This is a genomic window from Actinacidiphila rubida (genome assembly GCF_900110255.1).
Lineage (GTDB): Bacteria > Actinomycetota > Actinomycetes > Streptomycetales > Streptomycetaceae > Actinacidiphila > Actinacidiphila rubida.
Genome location: NZ_FODD01000029.1, coordinates 42,584 through 58,733 on the forward strand (window position 1 = coordinate 42,584; position 16,150 = coordinate 58,733).

Below are 16,150 nucleotides of genomic sequence, written 5' to 3' on the forward strand. Positions count from 1 at the left end.
GGCCGCGTCGACGCACGTGGCGAGGGGCGCCACCGGATCTCTCCGGTGGCGCCCCTCGCCACGTGCGTCATGTGCGGCGTGCCGCCCGCGCTCAGCCGGCCTGGAACATCTCCGCGGGCAGCGGCTTCAGCAGCTGGTACAGGTCGTCGGTGATCGGGCGGTCCCAGGTGGCGATGGTGACCTGGACGCCGTCGCTGCGGTCGAACTGCGCGCAGGCGACCCGCGACTCGGAGATCTTGATCCGCCGCACGATCAGCAGGCCGTCGCCGTGCCACACCGGGGTGTCCTCGATCTCCGTGACCTCGGCCGGCTCGTCGTTGCCCAGCGCGGCCAGCAGCTGCGCCACCTCGAACGGCACCTGGCCCTCGGCGAGCTCGCGGGCGGGCGAGCCGGGCGGCAGGTTGCCGATCAGCATCGCGGGGCCGCGCCCGCCGAACAGGTCGTAGCGCAGGTAGATGCCCTGGCAGCTGCCGTCGGGGCCGGGCAGCAGGCCGGCGCCCAGGTCGCCGGGCCAGTCGCCGGGGTCCATCGCGAGGACGTCGAAGTCCGGCCCGGTGGGCGTGGCTGCACTACGGCGGCGGAGGAAGGACATGCCGCCCATCGTACGGGTTTCCGCAGGCCGACGGCAGCCGGGAGCGGGCCGCTCGCGGCGCCGTCACAGCCGTGCCGTGGCGACCGTGGGACCCGGGACGGATCAGCCGACCGGCCGGCCCGCCCCGGAGGCCGCGGCCGGTGCCGCGGGACGCGGCACCAGCGCCGCGATCTCGGCGAGGGCCCGGTCGGCGAGGCCGTCGGCGCCGCAGCGCCGGGCGGCGGTCAGGCCGCGGTCCAGCTCGGCGGCGGCCGCCGTGCCGGCGCCCGCGCGGCGCAGCGCGGTGCCGTGGGCGACCAGGGCGCAGGCCAGCTGGTAGGCCGAGGGCGAGCCGGAGAGCCGGTCCACCGCCTCGGCCAGCAGCTTCAGCGCCTCGTCGTTGTCGTCCACCACCTCGGCGGCCACCCGCAGCGCGTGCCCGATCGCGGAGTCGGCACCGAACTGCCGGGCGCGGGTCACCGCGTCCAGCGCCGTCTCCCTGGCGCGCAGGGGCGCGTCGTGCGCCTCGGCGAGCGCCAGGTCGAGCTGCCACGGGCACCAGGCGGGGTTGCGCATCCCGCGGGGGTCGAGCCGCCGGCCCACCGAGGACAGCACGGCCGCCGCCTCCCGGTGCAACCCGCGGGCGAGCAGCAGCTCGCCGTGCACGGCCTGCGCGTCGGGGAACGTGACGGCGGCCGGGAACGGCTCGCGGAAGGCGTACTCGGCGGCCAGCGCGGTCGCCTCGTCGACGCGTCCGCGGGCCAGCAGGATCTCGATGAGCACCGCGACCGAGTACCACTGCACCGGGGTGCCCCGGCCGACGCGCTCGGCCAGCCGGAGCCCGTCGCGAGCCAGTTCCTCGGCCTCCGCGAGCCGCCCGCCGCGGTAGCGGACGTAGCCGAGCAGGAGATAGCCGAACGACAGGTGCGCGCCGCGCCAGCCCTGGCGCTCGAAGTCGGCGATGCCGGTCGCGAACAGCTCCTCGGCGCGGTCCGGCCGGTCGCTGTACATGTACGTCATGGCGACCAGCACCGGCACCTCGAAGCCGCGCCCGTCGACGGCCCACGGCAGTCCGCCCTCCAGGGCGCGGCCGGCGTGCCGCAGCACCGTCGAGGTGTGCTCGCCGCGCAGCGTGGCGTCCCAGGCGCGCAGGCCGATGATGTAGCGCTCGGTGAGGTCGCGGCCGGTGAGCCGGTCCGCGAGGCGGGTCAGCCGCCGGGAGCGGCTGGGCGAGTCGGGCTCGTCGGCGCGGAACGCGTCCCACATGAACTGCTCGGACTGCATGCGCAGCCGGGTGCGCGCGCTGGTCGCGGTGCGCGCGGCGTGACCCACGACCTCCGCGGCCTCGCTGAGCCGGTCGCTGTGGGCGAGCGACTGCGAGAGCCGGAAGTGGATGTCGTCGCGCAGCTCCGGGTCGTCGATCGGCTCCTCCAGCGCGGCGCGCAGGTGGTTGACCGTCGTGGACGGTTCGAGCAGCTGGGAGCAGCAGCCCAACTCGTAGAGCACCGCGGCGCGTTGGTTCGCCGGGGGCGGTTCCCGCAGGGCCCGGGCCAGGTGGCTGCGGGCCGCCTCGGGGGCTCCGGCACGGAGCATCTCCCCGGCGGCCGCGCGGAGTTGGTGGACCACCGCGGGGTCGCCCTCGGGGTGGGTCTCCAGCAGGTGCCGGGCCGCGGCGCCCGGGCCCAGCCCGGCGTCGACGACCGCCCACGCGGCCTGCCCGTGCAGGGCCACCCGCACGGCGTCGGGGATCGCGCGGTAGACCGCGGTGGCGATCAGCGGGTGGACGAACTCCAGCGTGCGGCTGCCGGTGAGGATGCGGGCCTCGCGCAGCCGGTCGGCGCAGTCGGCGGCGGCCTCGCGGCCGAGGCCGGCGACCGTGGCGGCCAGCGCGGGCTGGATCTCGGTGCCCAGCACGGCCGCGGCCCACGCCAGCCGGACGGTCGCGGGGCCGAGCCGTTCCAGCCGGGCGATGAGGCCGGTGCCCTTGACCGCGGCGGCGAGGTCCCTGAGCAGCGGGGCGCTCGTGGCGTCGGGCGGCAGTCCCCGGTCGTGCACCTTGGCGGTCAGCTCGACGGCCTCGAAGGGGTTGCCGGAGGTGACCGCCCAGCTCTCCCGGCAGAACGCCTCGTCGGCGTGCTCCCCGAGGGTCTGCCGGACCAGCCGCCCGATGGCGGCCTCGGTCAGCGGTTCCAGGCCGATGGGGCGGTGCCCGGCGCGTCCGGGCAGGCCGCGGAACGCGTCGGCGCCCGCGGGGAGTTCGTCGGGCCGGTAGGCGACGACGATCAGCAGGTCCAGCTCGTCGGCCCGCGGGGCGAACGCGGCGAGCCAGCTCAGCGACTGCGGGTCGGCCCAGTGGGCGTCGTCCAGCACCAGGACGGCCGGGGCGAGGTGCACGGCGAGGTGGGTCAGCACCCAGTCCAGGCCGTCCCGCAGGCCCTGCGGGTCGGGAGGCGGGCCCTCGGCGGTGCACAGTCCGAGAGCGGGTCCGACGATGCCGTACCAACTGCCCAGCGTCTCGCGCACTTCGGCGTCGGTGCCGCCGGCCAGGCGCGGTTGCAGGAGCTGTCGGGCGACGTGGAAGGCGACCTGCTGCTCCTGCTCGCCGCCGCGGGCGGAGAGCACCGTGCAGCGGCGGGCGGCGGCCCGGGCGCGGACCTCCTTGAGGAGCGTGGTCTTGCCCAGTCCGGCGGGTCCGGCGATGGCCAGCAGTCCGCCGTGGGAGGGACCGCCGGCACCGGTGAGGGCGGCGAGCGCGTCGTCGACGGCGGCGAGTTCCGCCTCGCGCTCCAGCAGCGCCCGCCGGTCGCGCGAGTCGCTCTCCGTCATGCTCCACCCCCTGCCGGCGGCCGGCGCGTGCGCCCCGCGCACGCCGTACCGCACGGACATCTGTCCGGTGGCCTCACAGCGTACGCCGTCGGGTGCGGCGTGTAAGGGTGAACAGCCGGGCCGGTTCGCCCCCTGGCAGCAAGGCGAGCCGCCCGGCTCGGTCCCCGAGCCTCCCACCGTGCACACGTCTCCCACCACCGCGCCCCCACCCCCTTCCCCCCATGCGCCCCTCGTGCGCCCCCGGGAAGGGGCGGGGAGGGCCAACCGCCTGTGACGAGGGGCCGGTTCAGTCACCGGAGGGGGCACGGTGCCGCGCGTGGTGCCGGGCCACGCGCGCCCGGTTGCCGCACGAGGGCTTGCACCACTCCTGCCGCGGGTGGTCCTGCACGAAGTAGCGCACGCACCGCGGCGCCGGGCAGGCGCGGAGGCGGTCGCGATCGGGGCCGGACAGGAAACCCATGGCCGCCTGAGCGAGGGCCGCGGCCAGCCGTTCCCCCGGGTCCGGGGTGCCGACGACCGCGAACCCGGCCACGGCCGGGCCTTCGGACGGCCAGTCGAGCCGCGGCACCAACGGCACCCGCCCTGCCGCCTCGTTGAGTCGGCGCAACGCCGACTCCGCGTCCGGCAGCCGCCCCGCGTCGGCCGGACTGGGCGGCCCCGGCAGCACCGCGCGGGCGAACAGCGCGCGGACCGCGGTCCGCACGCCGACGACGGCGGCGAGCGCGGCCGCGTCCGCCTGGTACCCGTCGTCCGTCCCGCCCCCTTCGGGCACGAGACCGGCCGCGTGCTCGCGCACCCACCGGGTGAGCCCGGCGGGCTCCGCCAGGTCGTCGGCGACGCCGCCGTGCCCGTCGTGCCGGATGGTGACCGCGAGGGCCAGTGCGAGATGATCAGCGTGCATGGGCTAATGGTATCGTCGCCGCACACCATTAACACTGAGGGGGGTACACGTGTCCGACCTCCGCGAACTCCTGCGCGGCATCGAGGTGTTCCCGGGCGAGCTGCCGGTGTTCGACCTCACCGGTCTCCCGGCCGACCCGCACGAGCTGTTCACCGACTGGCTGCGGGACGCCGTACGGCAGGGGGTGCGCGAGCCGCACGCGATGACCCTGTCCACCGTGGGGTCCGACGGCCTCCCGTCCGCCCGGGTGCTGATCCTGAAGAACCTCTCGCCCGACGGCTGGCAGTTCGCGTCCAGCTCGGCAAGCCGCAAGGGGCGCGACCTGGCGGCCCGCCCGGCCGCCGCCCTCACCTTCTACTGGCCGCAACTCGGCCGCCAGGTGCGCGTCACCGGGGACGTCGCACCCGCGGCCGCCGCGGACTCCGCGGCCGACTTCCTGGCCCGCTCCCCCGGCGCGCGCGCCGAGGCACTCCTGGACCGGCAGAGCCGGCCCCTGTCCGGCCTCGCCGAGCGGGACGCCGCCGTCGCCGCGTCCGCCGCCCGGATGGCCGGCGAACCGGGCGCCGTCGCCCCGCACTGGACGCTGTACACGCTGCGCGCGCACGGCGTCGAGTTCTGGCAGGGCGACCGCGAACGCCGCCACACCCGCGTCGAGTTCACCCGCGGCCAGGCCGGCTGGGACCGGGGGCTGCTGTGGCCGTGACCTCCACCGATCCCACGGTGCTGCAACACGCCCTCGCCGCGGGGCGGGACCGGCTGCGCGCGCTGCTGCCCGGGCTCACCGAGGAGGCCGTGCGGGGCCCGAGCCCGCTGCCGGGCTGGACGCGCGGCCATGTCCTCAGCCACATCGAGGGGGTGGGCCTGGCCCTGGCACGGCAGGCCCGGTACGCCCGCCGCGGCCGGCTCATCGACGTGTACGACGGCGGGCGGCCGGCCCGCGACGCCGCGATCGAGGCCGGACACCGGCGCAGCGCGCCGCAGTTCGCGACGGCGCTGGCGGACGCACTGGACGAGGTCGAGGCGTCCTGGGCGGAGGTCGGCCCCGACGACTGGGGGCGGCCCGTGCGCTACCGGGACGGCGTCCTGCTCGACGCCGGCCTCGCCTGGTGGCGGGAACTGGAGATCCACAGCGTGGACCTGGACCTGGGCCGCACGTTCGGGGACTGGTCGCCGGAGTTCTGCGCCCACGCCGCGGAGTTCCTCGCGGCCCGGGTCCCCGACGGGGTGCGGCTGACGCTGACGCCCACCGACGGCGGCCAGGACTTCGCGCACGGCAGCGGCACGCCCGTGGAGGTGAGCGGCGGGCTGCCCGATCTGGTGGCGTGGCTCGCGGGGCGGCTCCCGTCGCCGCCGCTGACCGGCGACCCGCTCCCCCGGCTCGGCCCCTGGCCGTAACCGGCCCTCCGAAGACGGGAGTTCACCGGCCCCGGAAGACTCACGGGCGGGTGCCCGCGGCGCGCGAGCGCGAAAAAACGACCGCGGTCGCGGCGGTGGCACGGCCGGTGCCACCGCCGCGACCGCGGTCCTCGGTCAGGTGAGGTCGAACTCGCCGTCGCGCGCGCCCAGGACGAAGGCGCGCCACTCGGCGGGCGTGAAGATGAGAGCCGGACCGTCGGGGCTGCGGCCGTCGCGCATGGCGATGTACCCCTCGACGAAGGCGATCTGGACGTCACCCGAACCCTGGCTGCTGGACAGCCAGTCCGCGCCCGTCAGATCGACCTGCGGCTTCTTCCCGTTGGCCAACGGCTGTCCGATCGTGCTTTCGGCCACGTCCGTTCTCCTCCCACGTCGACATCCTCACCCAGCCTATCCGCCGGGGACGCCGGGGACGCAACATGCGCGAAGCCGCCCGCCACACCGCTCTTTGGGGTAGGGACGACCGGCGTCGGGCTGACGGTCTCGTTTCTGTACCTACTAGTATGTACACTCCCGGCATGGACACCGTGGAACGCCTGATCGCCAGCACGCAGGAGCTCCTGTGGGAGCGCGGCTACGTCGGCACCAGCCCGAAGGCCATCCAGGAACGGGCGGGCGCGGGCCAGGGCAGCATGTACCACCACTTCCGCGGCAAGCCGGACCTCGCGGTCACCGCGATGCGGCGCAGCGCGGCGGAACTGCGGGCCCAGGCCGACGCGGTGCTGGGCGAGGGCGACTCGGCCGTGGCCCGGCTGGGCGGCTACCTGGAGCGCGAGCGCGACCCGCTGCGCGGCTGCCGGGTCGGCCGGATGGCCATGGACCCGGAGGTGATCGGCAGCGAGGAACTGCGCCGGCCCGTCGACGAGACCTTCACGTGGCTGCGCGACCGTCTCGCCGGCATCGTCGCCGAGGGTGTCGCGACCGGTGAACTGTCCGCGGAGCTCGACCCGTCCGACACCGCCGCCGCGGTCGCCGCGGTCGTCCAGGGCGGTTACGTCCTCGCACGGGCCGCCGGCTCGCGCGAGCCGTTCGACCGCGCGGTGCGCGGCGCGGCCGCACTGCTGGCCGCCGCCCGGGCCTGAACCGTCCGCTCCCGTAGCGCGCCGCGCCGCCGGGAACGCACGCCGAACGACCCAGCGCTGCCCGGCCGTTGGGCCGCGGCGGCACCGAACGACGCCCTGAGGGAGTCCGCTCGTGCACGCCATGAACTACCGCATCACCCTGCCCGCCGACTACGACATGGGGATCGTCCACCGGCGCGTGGCCGCCAAGGGTCATCTCCTGGACGGCTTCCCGGGGCTCGGCCTGAAGGCGTACCTCGTGCGCGAGCGCGGCACGGACGGCTCGCCGGTCAACGAGTACGCCCCTTTCTATCTGTGGAACACCCCCGAGGGCATGAACAGCTTCCTGTGGGGCCCGGGATTCCAGGGCCTCGTCGCGGACTTCGGCCGTCCCACGGTCGAGCACTGGGCCGGGCTCGCCTTCGAGCGCGGCGCGGCGGTCGGCGCCGTGCCCCTCTCCGCGTCCCGGCGGGTCCACCGCCTGGACCCCGCGGCCGATCCGGCGCCGGTGCTCGCCGACGAGGTGAGGGCCCTCGCCGAACAGGCCGCCGCTCCGGGCGTGCACAGCGCCGCGCTGGCCGTCGACCCGCGGCACTGGGAGGTGGTGCGGTTCACGCTGTGGCAGGACACGGCGCCACCGGAACCGGGCACCGACCGCTACCGGGTGCTGCACCTGTCCCGTCCCGGACTGGACGCCCTGCCAGCGGGACGGCAGTGGTGACGGAGCGGAGGGCGGCGAGAGGGCCGTCGGACGGGGACGAGCGGACAGCGGCGGAAGGACGGACGGGCATGAACGCGGGGGCAGCGGTGGACTGGCCGCACACGGCGCACGGGCAGGCGGGCGCGGACGGTCCGCCGCCGGTGGACGGAGCGGCGATGGACACGGCGGCGATGGACACGGCGCCGTCGGACCGCGCGGCGGGGTACCGGTTGGTGATGGTGCACCTGGACCCCTACACCGGTGCGCCCAGGGCACTCGCCGGGCTGCGGGTGGCCTCGGCGGTCTTCGAGGACGCGGGCGTCGACCCGCGGCAGGACACGGCGCTGCACGGCTCCTCCGCCGAGGTGACCGGATGACCGCCGTCCGCACGGTCCTGGGCGACATCGACCCCGGCGCGCTGGGCGTGTGCGACGCGCACGACCATCTGTTCATCGCCGTGCCCGCGCTGGCCGGCCAGGAACTGGACGATCCGGCGGCCGCACGCGACGAACTCGCCGCGTTCGGGGAGCTGGGCGGCGCCGCACTCGTCCAGTGGACGCCGTTCGGTCTGGGCCGGATGGCCGCCGAACTGCCCGCGGTGTCCCGCGCGTCCGGGGTCCACGTCGTCGCCGCCACCGGACTGCACCAGGCCGTGCACTACGACCCGGCGCTGAGGGCCCGGCTGGACGCGCTCGGCGAGCACGGGCTGGCGGCGCTCTTCGTCTCCGAGCTGACCGAGGGGCTGATCGACGGTGACGACCCGGCGGGCCCCCGCGGCCGGGCCAGGGCCGGGATGATCAAGGTCGCCGGCATGTTCCACGGCCTGGACACCCGCACCCGCCGCGTGATGGCGGCGGCGGCCGAGGCCCACCACGCGACCGGCGCGCCGATCGGCATCCACCACGAAACGGGCACCGCAGCGATGGACGTCCTCACGCTGCTGCACGAGGAGTTGGGGGTGCCCGCGGCGAGCATCCTGCTCGGCCACCTCAACCGCTTCCCCGATCCGGGCCTGCACCGCGAACTCGCCGCCTCCGGCGCCTTCCTGGCGTTCGACGGTCCGTCGCGGGCCCACCACGCCACCGACTGGCGGCTGCTGACGTGCCTGGAGGAGCTGGCGGCGGCCGGCCACACCGGCCGGCTGCTTCTCGGCGGGGACACCACGTCGGCGTCCGGCCGGGCGGCCACCGGCGGCGGTCCCGGACTCCCCTACCTGCTACGGGTGTTGCGGCCGAGGATCACCGCCGCGCTCGGCGCCGAGGCCGCTCGGGCGGTCTTCGTGGACAACCCGGCCCGGGCGTTCGCCGTCGACTGGCGGTAGCCGCACGGGCCCGGGGGCCCGGACCGCCGCCACGGGGGCGGCGGTCCGGTGTGCCGGGGCCGGATCTGGGGCGGCGGCGCGGGAATCCGCTCGCCGCCGCCCGCCGGGCCGCCTACGGTGGCCCCATGCCGACACGAGTGATCATGCTGAACGGCGGTTCCAGCTCCGGCAAGAGCACGCTCGCCCGCCGCCTGCAGGACCTGCTGCCCGAGGCGTGGCTGACGCTCGGGACCGACACGCTGGTCGACGCCCTGCCGGGGCGCCTGCGTTCGTCCCACACCGACGGGGCGGCCGGGGCGGCCGGGGCCGACGGGACCGACGGGATCGGCATCGCCGACAGTGGCGAGGTCGTCACCGGCGAGGAGTTCCGGCGCCTGGACGAGGCATGGGCGCGGGGGGTGGCCGCGATCGTCCGCGCCGGGGTGCCGGTCGTGGTGGACGAGGTGTTCCTGGGTGGCCCGAGGTCCCAGGCCCGGTGGCGTGCCGCGCTCGCCGGGACGGACGTGCTGTGGGTCGGCGTGCGCTGCGATCCGGAGGTGGCCGCGGCCCGGGAGGCGGCACGCGGCGACCGCGTCGGTGGCATGGCGCGGCTCCAGGCCGAACTGGTCCACCGCGGGGTGGAGTACGACCTGGAGGTCGACAGCGGGAAGGGCACGCCCGAGGACTGCGCGGCGGCCGTCGCCGGCCGCGTCACCCGCTGACCCAGGCCCTTCCCCGCGCCTGCCGGCCGTCCTCGGGCGGAGCCGTCAGATCGCCTCGTCCGGGAGGGACTTGAAGAAGAACGTCGTCGGGAGCAACGCGCCGTCCGGGTCCGCGGCATAGCCCGGCACGGTGCCGAACGGCGTCCAGCCCGCGGCCCGGTAGAAATGGTCGGCGGCGCTGCCCGTCTGCGTGTCCAGGATCAGCAGGCGCACCCCGTCACCCCACGCGGACGCCTCCGCGGTGCGCAGCAGCATGCGGGCGAGGCCCTTGCGGCGGACGTCCCGGCGGACGAGGAGCTTGGCGATCTCCGCACGGTGGGCGGCGTTCGGCGAGTCGGGGCGGTGCACCTGCACCGCGCCGCAGACCTTCGCGTCGTGGTCGTACACCGCCCACAGGTCGACGCGGCCCGCCGCCACACCGGCGGCGAGACCCTGCCAGAAGGACACCGCGCGGGCGGGGGCCAGCGGGCCGTGGAAGCCCACCGAGGCGCCGGACGCCACCGCGTCCACCAGCAGTGCCGCGAAGTCCTCCACCTGGTCGCGCAGTTCACCGGCCGTGACGCGCACCGGCACGAACGGCGCCGGGGTCTCGGCGTCCGCGTCCGGCGGGCTCCCGAGGAACTCCCTCACGACGGCGAGGAATTCGGCCGGCCGCTCGTCGTGGACCATGTGCCCGCCCTCGATGGTGGTCAGGCGCGCGCCGGGGATCGCCGCCGCGATCTCCGCCAGCCGGTCCTGCGGGACGTGGCTGCGCGGGCCGCCGGCCACCATCAGGGTGGGTGCGGTGATCTCGGCGAGACCCTCCAGGTGCCGGGGCGGCGGGGCGTTGCGCTGCACGGCGACCGCGGGCACCACGCGCCAGTCGTACGGCGTCGGGCCGTCCGGGGCGCCGGGCACCGGGCACCGGCCGCGGCGGGTCGGCGGGGTAGGGCAGCGGCCCCTCCTCCAGCACCATCCGGCGTACGGCCCAGGGCCGGTCCATGGCGACCAGCGAGGCGACGATGGTGCCCAGCGAGTGCGCCACCACCGTCACCGTCTCCAGGCGCAGGGCGTCCAGCAGCGCCAGGACGTCGTCCCGCATCGACTCGAACGCGTACGCGCCGGGGTGCCCGCTGTCGCCGTGCCCGCGCAGGTCGGGCGCGAGCGTCCGCCATCCGTCGGCGGCCAGTCCCGCGGAGACCGCGCGCCACGAGCCGCGGTCCTCCCCGAGCGCGTGCAGCAGGAGCACCGGCGGGCCGTCCGGCGGACCGTCGGCCTCGCATGCCAGCAGCACGCCGTTCACCTGGTACATCGCGACCTCACCCATGGGCCGAGCCTAGGGCCTGTGGTGGGGATCTCCGCGGGCCGTTCGCGCAGGGCCGACGCCGCCTGCGCGAGGCCCGGTCACCACGGGCGGGACCCGGTCACCGCGGGCGGGGCCCGCGCCTCACCCGCGGACCGCGCCGCCTCTCACAGCCGCTCGGGCCCGTCGCTGCCCGTGGCCGCCACACGGCGGAGCAGTTCCCGCGCCTCCTCGGCGCGTCCGAGGCGCTCCAGGCAGTGCGCCTCGTCGGTGCGGCTGGCGAGGGCGTCGGGGTGCGCGGGTCCCAGCACGCGTTCGCGGGCGTCGGCGACCTCCCGGTACACCGTCAGCGCCGCCGGCCAGCGGCCGAGCCAGCCCATCGCCACCGCGATCTCCCGCTTGCCCGCGAGCGTGTCGGGGTCCGCCGGCCCGAGCACCCGCTCGCGGATCGCGGCCACCTCCCGGGCCTCCGCCAGCGCCTGGTCCCACTGCCCGACCAGCCCCAGCGTCACGCCCAGCGCGTGCCGCGTGCGCAGCGTCTCCGGGTCGGCGGAGCCCGAGGCGCGGGTGCGGGCGGCCACCAGCTCGTCGAAGAGCGCCAGCGCCTCGTCGCTGCGGCCGAGGCGGCCCAGGCAGATGCCGGCCTCGTAGCGGGCGGCGAGCGTGTCGGGATGGTCGGCGCCGAGCGCGTCCGCCCGCTCCCGCGCGACCTCGAGATAGGCGTCGAGCGCGTCCCCCCAGCGGCCGAGGCGCCCGAGGGCGTAGCCGACCTCGACGCGGCTGAGCAGCGTGTCGGGGTGGGCGGCGCCGAGGACCCGGGTGCGGGCGGCGGCCACCGCGGCGGCCGCGGTGTACGCCTCCGCGGCGCGGCCGAGCTGCCCGAGGTTCACGGCGAGGTTGTGCTTGCAGCTCAGGGTGTCCGGGTCGTCGGCACCGACGGTGCGCTCGCGGGCGGCGAGCACCGCCGCGTACTCCCGGTGCGCGTCCACGTGCCGGTCCAGTCGGCCCAGGGCGAAGGCGGCCTCGTGCCGGGCGGCGAGGGTGTCCTGGTGGTCGGGGCCGAGGACGCGGCCGCGGACCTCGGCGATCCAGCGGTACAGCCGCAGCGCCTCCTCGGTGCGTGCGAGGCGGGTCAGGCAGTACGCGGCCTCGTGCCGGCTGGCGAGGGCCGCCGGGTGTTCCGGGCCCTGCACCCGGTCGCGCTCGGCGCACACCGCGGTGTGCAGGTCGTACGCCTGCTGCCAGTTGCCGATCCGGCCGAGGTCGGCGGCCTCGGCCTGCCGGGCGGCGAGCGCGTCCAGCGCCTCGGGCCCGGCCGGGACGGTCATGGCGCGGGTCGACCAGGCACCGGTCAGCTCGTGGTGCGGCACGGCCGCCGGGCGGTGGGCGCGGGTGGACCGGGCGGCCGATCCCGTGCGCAGGCTCCGCGCCCAGTCCGGGAGTTCGGCCGGGCGCCGGCCCGCGGCACTCGCCGCGACCCCGGCGGCGCGCATCGCCTTGAGGCGCCCGCAGACGTCGGCGGCGTCCTGCGGCCGCTCCTCGGGGTCCTTGGCGAGCAGGTCGAGGATGAGGCGTTCGAGGTCGGCGGGCAGCTCCGGCCGCCGCGCGCGCGGCGGTTCGGGCGTGGTGTCGCGGTGGCCGACCAGGATCGACCAGGCATCGCCCAGGTCGAACGGCGGTGCGCCGGTGGCGAGTTCGTACAGCACGCAGCCCAGCGAGTACAGGTCGCTGCGGTGGTCGACCTCCGCGGCGTCGATCTGCTCCGGCGACATGTAGTGCGGGGTGCCCATCGCCATGCCGCTGCCGGTGAGGCGGGAGGTGAAGCCGATGTCGTGACCGAGGCGGGCGATCCCGAAGTCGCAGATCTTCACCGTCCCGTCGGACAGCCGGATGATGTTGGCGGGTTTCAGGTCGCGGTGGACGACGCCCTGGGCGTGGGTGTACGCGAGGGCGGCGGCGACCTGTTCGGCGGCGTCGGTGATGTCGGGGACCGGCAGCGGATGGCGCTGCGCGTCGTCGAGGATCTGCAGCAGGTTGCGCCCGTCGAGCAGTTCCATCACCAGGAACAGCACGCCGTCGTGCTCGCCGAAGTCGTGCACGACGGTGATGCCGCGGTGCTGGAGCGACGCGGCGACGCGCGCCTCGCGGCGGAACCGCTCCTGCAGGATCCGGGTGAAGCCCGCGTCGCCGGACTCCGCACCGGCCGGTTTCAGGCACTTCACGGCGACCCGGCGGCCCAGGGACTCGTCGAGGGCGCGCCACACCTCGCCCATGCCGCCGCGCCCGATCAGCTCGTGCAGCCGGTACCGGTTCTGCACGAGCCCGCCGCCCTGCTCCGCCGCGCGGTGCCCGTCGGACACGTGCCCTGGATGATGTGGTTGTCCTGAGTGTCCCGCCGCCATCGCGCGCCGCCCCGCCCCCGGTTTTCCTCCTGCGTGCTTCCCCGGGACCAGTATGACCGCGGCCGCGCCGAACGGGGACGGCGGATCAGGGCAGAACGGTCGCGGGAGCGGCGGGCAGGCGGCGCGGGGAGGGGTGCGTGCCCGGGCCGAGGCGCCCGACGGCCTTCAGGATGTGGCCGGGCGGGAGCTGCCAGCGGACCATCGCGGGAATGGCGCGCATCAGCCCCGCGCGGGTCCGCAGCCGCCGCGTCGTCGCGGCCGGCGACGGCGGGGTGCGCCCGTACAGCTCGTGCGCGAACTCCGGCAGTGTGGCGAAGGCGGTGTCGGCGACGGTCTGCCACAGCGCGATCCGCGCGGGCAGCAGCAGCCGCGGCACCGGCGGCGCCTTCAGGAACCGGACCACCTCGAACGCCTCCGGTGCGGCCGCCAGTTCGGGCAGGACCTTCCCGAAGTACCGCTCCAACTCGTCCGCGTCGGCGGGCACGTCGGCCGGGTCGAGGCCCACCAGGCGGGCGGCTTCGCGCTGTTCGTCCACGTAGGCGTCGGCGTGCGCGTCGGTCAGCGGGTAGCCGGAGCGGCGGGCGACGTGCAGGTACGAGGCGATCTCGGCGCAGTGCACCCACAGCAGCAGGTCGGGATCGTCGACGCCGTACCGCTCCCCGGTGTCCGGGTCGACCGCGGACAGCCTGCGGTGGATGCCGCGGATGCGGGCGCCGGCCCGCTCGGCCGCCAGCGTCGTGCCGTACGTGATCTCGCCGACGAAGGAGGCGGTGCGCATCAGGCGGCCCCACGCGTCGCGCCGGAAGTCCGAGTTCTGGGTGACGCCGCGCACCGCCCTCGGGTGCAGGGCCTGCAGGTACAGCGCGCGCACTCCGGCGATCCACATCACGGGATCGCCGTGCAGCTGCCAGGTCACCGAGTCGGGCCCGAAGAGCCCGGGATCCGCGTCACGCATCCGCGCCTCCTCCCTGCGCCCACGGTAACCCCCCGCCTCCGTCCCTTCCCCCGGGTCGCCGAAACCGGCCTCGCCCTGCGCGGGCAAGGGGCGACCCTCCGGGGCGCGACGTCCCCCGGGCCCTCGGCCCCGGGAGGCACCCCGGCGCGCCCAGCCCAGCACGGGCGGGCACCATCCCTCAAAGGGCCTGCGGTCCCCGGGACTTCGGACGGGAGCGGTCCCGACGCGCGCAACCCGCCGCCGGCCGGTGGCCCGGGTCGGACCGGACGGCTCTCCTTCGGCGGCGACGGTCCGAGGGCGCGCCGCGGCTGGACGCGTGGGGGGCAGCTCCCGGCCGAAGACCAGGGGACCTCGCCGAAAGGCAGGGGACCTCGCGCCCCCTGGGGGCGCGACGCGCCCTACGGCGCACGCCGCCGGCGAACGGCCACACGGCCGTCCGCGCCCCCACATGGCCGCGCCGCCCCCGGCGGGGCCCGTCGCCGGGGGAACGCCGGCGCGCGGCGGCCGCGCACGACACCGACACCCTCCGGGACGGGATACCACGGAAAACGGGTCAGGATGGGACATACTGCTAGTCCGCCGGTGGGCGGCGTGCCCACCGGCCCCGGCGGACGACCCGAGGACGTAGCCACGCATGGGCGACGGGCACGACAAGCAGGAGCGGCGCTTCGCGTGGGCCGACCCGCGCCGCCTCGCCCCGCGCGCCGGGGAGGGGCCGGCGGGCGCGCCCCTCTCGACCCGGCGCAGGGTCATCCGCTGGCTGGCCGCGGGCCTCTCCGTCGCGGTCCTCCTCTGCGCCGCGGCCACCGCGTTCGAGTACCTCCGGCTCAACGGCAACCTGCGCGACCTGCCCCTGTTCGGCGGCGTCGGCGGTGACGCGGGCAGCGAGCGCGCCGACGCCTTCGGCAGGACCCCGGTGAACGTGCTGGTGATCGGCTCCGACACCCGCGCCGGCCACGCGGACTGCGCGCTCGGCGGTGACTGCGGACCGGGCCAGAACGCCGACGTGGACATGGTGCTGCACGTGTCGGCGGACCGCTCGCACGCCACCGTCATGAGCATCCCGCGGGACACCGTCACGGACCTGCCGGCCTGCCGCACGCAGCACGGCGGCGTCGTGGCGGCCCGCCGCGGTCCGGTCAACAGCACGCTGCGGTACGGCCCCGGCTGCACGGTCGCCGCGGTGCACACGCTGACCGGCATCCCGATCGACCACTTCGTGCTGACCGACTTCGCGGGCGTGGTGCGCCTGTCGGACGCGGCCGGCGGCGTGCCGGTGTGCGTCGACCGCGACGTCTACGACCCGTACTCGCGGCTGAAGCTCGCCCGCGGCACCCACCGCCTCCAGGGCGAGTCGGCGCTGGAGTTCCTGCGGTCGCGGCACTCCTTCGGCGACGGCAGCGACCTGGGCCGCACCGACGCCCAGCACCTGTTCCTCGCGGCGCTGGCCCGCCGGCTGCGCGGCAGCGGCTCGCCGACCGATCCCGCGGGGATGCTCTCGCTCGCGGAGGCCGCGACGAAGGGTCTGACCGTCGACCCGGGGCTGGCGTCGGTCCGGCGGCTGGCCGGCCTCGCCGAGGACGTCCGCAAGGTGCCGTCGGCGCGGTTCGGCTTCACGACGATGCCGAGCGTCCCGGACCCGGTCGACAGCAACCGGCTGATCCCGGGGCCGGGCGCGGAGCGCCTGTTCGCGGCGGTCGCCGCGGACCTCGCGCCGCACGCCGCGGGCCCGGCGCGGGTGGACGGCAAGGCGGGCCCGGGCTCGCCGTCCGCGTCCCGCGGGCCGGGCTCGGACGATGCCTACGAGGTGCCGGCGGGCGAGGCGACCCCGCCGGGTCCCCCGATCCGCACCGCCGACGGCACGGCGTGTGCGAAGGTGTCCCGGGACCGCGCCGTGACGGTCGGCGGGGTCGCGATGACGCCGAGTGCCGCCTACGCCGCCACGCCCCGGATTCCGGTGTCCGCACCGTGACGCCCGGGCCGCGCCCGGCGGGCGTTCGGCCGGTGCCGGCAC

Annotated in this window: 16 protein-coding genes; 8 read left to right on the plus strand and 8 right to left on the minus strand. The window is 76.6% G+C overall.

What is annotated here, in order from left to right; genetic code table 11:
• Positions 1–91: 91 nt before the first annotated feature.
• The 3 genes from BMW99_RS26515 to BMW99_RS26525 form a co-directional block, all read right to left on the minus strand.
• A complete protein-coding gene (locus BMW99_RS26515) occupies positions 92–592 on the minus strand; it encodes a hypothetical protein (protein ID WP_075017698.1) in 501 nt (166 codons plus the stop codon).
• Between the two features lie 102 nt (positions 593–694).
• Positions 695–3,397 carry an ATP-binding protein gene (locus BMW99_RS26520; protein ID WP_079176190.1) on the minus strand — a complete coding sequence of 901 codons (2,703 nt, stop codon included), beginning with the start codon at positions 3,395–3,397 and terminating at the stop codon, positions 695–697.
• A 286-nt stretch (positions 3,398–3,683) separates the two neighbouring features.
• Positions 3,684–4,298: a CGNR zinc finger domain-containing protein gene (locus tag BMW99_RS26525; RefSeq protein ID WP_075017671.1), complete on the minus strand. Its 615-nt coding sequence runs from the start codon at positions 4,296–4,298 to the stop codon at positions 3,684–3,686.
• A gap of 49 nt (positions 4,299–4,347) precedes the next feature.
• Between BMW99_RS26525 and BMW99_RS26530 the strand changes: the two genes are divergently transcribed.
• Positions 4,348–5,001, plus strand: coding sequence for a pyridoxine/pyridoxamine 5'-phosphate oxidase (locus BMW99_RS26530; protein WP_069467565.1), 654 nt, complete (start codon positions 4,348–4,350; stop codon positions 4,999–5,001).
• The gene (locus tag BMW99_RS26535; RefSeq protein ID WP_245791630.1) at positions 4,998–5,693 is read left to right on the plus strand and encodes a maleylpyruvate isomerase family mycothiol-dependent enzyme; all 696 of its coding nucleotides are present in this window, start codon (positions 4,998–5,000) and stop codon (positions 5,691–5,693) included. The genes BMW99_RS26530 and BMW99_RS26535 overlap by 4 nt, the downstream gene beginning before the upstream one ends.
• Positions 5,694–5,828: 135 nt before the next feature.
• On the opposite strand, the gene BMW99_RS26540 is transcribed toward BMW99_RS26535, so the two are convergent.
• Positions 5,829–6,068, minus strand: a complete 240-nt coding sequence (locus tag BMW99_RS26540) for a DUF397 domain-containing protein (RefSeq protein WP_069465324.1) — start codon at positions 6,066–6,068, stop codon at positions 5,829–5,831.
• A gap of 164 nt (positions 6,069–6,232) precedes the next feature.
• Here BMW99_RS26540 and BMW99_RS26545 point away from each other — a divergent pair, with 164 nt between their 5' ends.
• The 5 genes from BMW99_RS26545 to BMW99_RS26565 all read left to right on the plus strand — a co-directional run bounded on the left by BMW99_RS26545 (position 6,233) and on the right by BMW99_RS26565 (position 9,497).
• Positions 6,233–6,796, plus strand: coding sequence for a TetR/AcrR family transcriptional regulator (locus tag BMW99_RS26545; protein ID WP_069465326.1), 564 nt, complete (start codon positions 6,233–6,235; stop codon positions 6,794–6,796).
• Between the two features lie 112 nt (positions 6,797–6,908).
• On the plus strand, positions 6,909–7,496 hold the full coding sequence (locus BMW99_RS26550; protein ID WP_069465323.1) for a DUF4865 family protein: 588 nt from the start codon (positions 6,909–6,911) through the stop codon (positions 7,494–7,496).
• 68 nt (positions 7,497–7,564) lie between these two features.
• Positions 7,565–7,852, plus strand: coding sequence for a hypothetical protein (locus BMW99_RS26555; protein WP_069465322.1), 288 nt, complete (start codon positions 7,565–7,567; stop codon positions 7,850–7,852).
• On the plus strand, positions 7,849–8,796 hold the full coding sequence (locus BMW99_RS26560; RefSeq protein WP_069465321.1) for a phosphotriesterase family protein: 948 nt from the start codon (positions 7,849–7,851) through the stop codon (positions 8,794–8,796). Before BMW99_RS26555 ends, BMW99_RS26560 begins: the two co-directional genes overlap by 4 nt.
• A gap of 125 nt (positions 8,797–8,921) precedes the next feature.
• On the plus strand, positions 8,922–9,497 hold the full coding sequence (locus BMW99_RS26565) for a chloramphenicol phosphotransferase CPT family protein (protein ID WP_075017672.1): 576 nt from the start codon (positions 8,922–8,924) through the stop codon (positions 9,495–9,497).
• Positions 9,498–9,542: 45 nt separating this feature from the next.
• Here BMW99_RS26565 and BMW99_RS42930 read toward each other — a convergent pair whose 3' ends face one another.
• The 4 genes from BMW99_RS42930 to BMW99_RS26585 form a co-directional block, all read right to left on the minus strand.
• Positions 9,543–10,127 carry a GNAT family N-acetyltransferase gene (locus BMW99_RS42930; protein ID WP_407640321.1) on the minus strand — a complete coding sequence of 195 codons (585 nt, stop codon included), beginning with the start codon at positions 10,125–10,127 and terminating at the stop codon, positions 9,543–9,545.
• Entirely contained in the window at positions 10,045–10,803 is a 759-nt protein-coding gene (locus BMW99_RS43155; RefSeq protein WP_075017673.1) for an alpha/beta fold hydrolase, read from the minus strand. The genes BMW99_RS42930 and BMW99_RS43155 overlap by 83 nt, the downstream gene beginning before the upstream one ends.
• 143 nt (positions 10,804–10,946) lie before the next feature.
• The gene (locus BMW99_RS26580) at positions 10,947–13,139 is read right to left on the minus strand and encodes a serine/threonine-protein kinase (protein ID WP_075017674.1); all 2,193 of its coding nucleotides are present in this window, start codon (positions 13,137–13,139) and stop codon (positions 10,947–10,949) included.
• A 127-nt stretch (positions 13,140–13,266) separates the two neighbouring features.
• Entirely contained in the window at positions 13,267–14,136 is an 870-nt protein-coding gene (locus BMW99_RS26585) for an oxygenase MpaB family protein (protein ID WP_075017675.1), read from the minus strand.
• Between the two features lie 634 nt (positions 14,137–14,770).
• Between BMW99_RS26585 and BMW99_RS26590 the strand changes: the two genes are divergently transcribed.
• The gene (locus BMW99_RS26590; protein ID WP_075017676.1) at positions 14,771–16,108 is read left to right on the plus strand and encodes an LCP family protein; all 1,338 of its coding nucleotides are present in this window, start codon (positions 14,771–14,773) and stop codon (positions 16,106–16,108) included.
• The last annotated feature ends 42 nt before the right edge of the window (positions 16,109–16,150 follow it).

Excerpts from the sequence above, each read along its gene's own strand:
- BMW99_RS26515 (WP_075017698.1), bottom strand. The coding sequence starts at position 592 with ATGTCCTTCCTCCGCCGCCGTAGTGCAGCCACGCCCACCGGGCCGGAC.
- BMW99_RS26520 (WP_079176190.1), bottom strand. The coding sequence starts at position 3,397 with ATGACGGAGAGCGACTCGCGCGACCGGCGGGCGCTGCTGGAGCGCGAG.
- BMW99_RS26525 (WP_075017671.1), bottom strand. The coding sequence starts at position 4,298 with ATGCACGCTGATCATCTCGCACTGGCCCTCGCGGTCACCATCCGGCAC.
- BMW99_RS26545 (WP_069465326.1), top strand. The coding sequence starts at position 6,233 with ATGGACACCGTGGAACGCCTGATCGCCAGCACGCAGGAGCTCCTGTGG.
- BMW99_RS26555 (WP_069465322.1), top strand. The coding sequence starts at position 7,565 with ATGAACGCGGGGGCAGCGGTGGACTGGCCGCACACGGCGCACGGGCAG.
- BMW99_RS26560 (WP_069465321.1), top strand. The coding sequence starts at position 7,849 with ATGACCGCCGTCCGCACGGTCCTGGGCGACATCGACCCCGGCGCGCTG.
- BMW99_RS26565 (WP_075017672.1), top strand. The coding sequence starts at position 8,922 with ATGCCGACACGAGTGATCATGCTGAACGGCGGTTCCAGCTCCGGCAAG.
- BMW99_RS43155 (WP_075017673.1), bottom strand. The coding sequence starts at position 10,803 with ATGGGTGAGGTCGCGATGTACCAGGTGAACGGCGTGCTGCTGGCATGC.
- BMW99_RS26585 (WP_075017675.1), bottom strand. The coding sequence starts at position 14,136 with ATGCGTGACGCGGATCCCGGGCTCTTCGGGCCCGACTCGGTGACCTGG.
- BMW99_RS26590 (WP_075017676.1), top strand. The coding sequence starts at position 14,771 with ATGGGCGACGGGCACGACAAGCAGGAGCGGCGCTTCGCGTGGGCCGAC.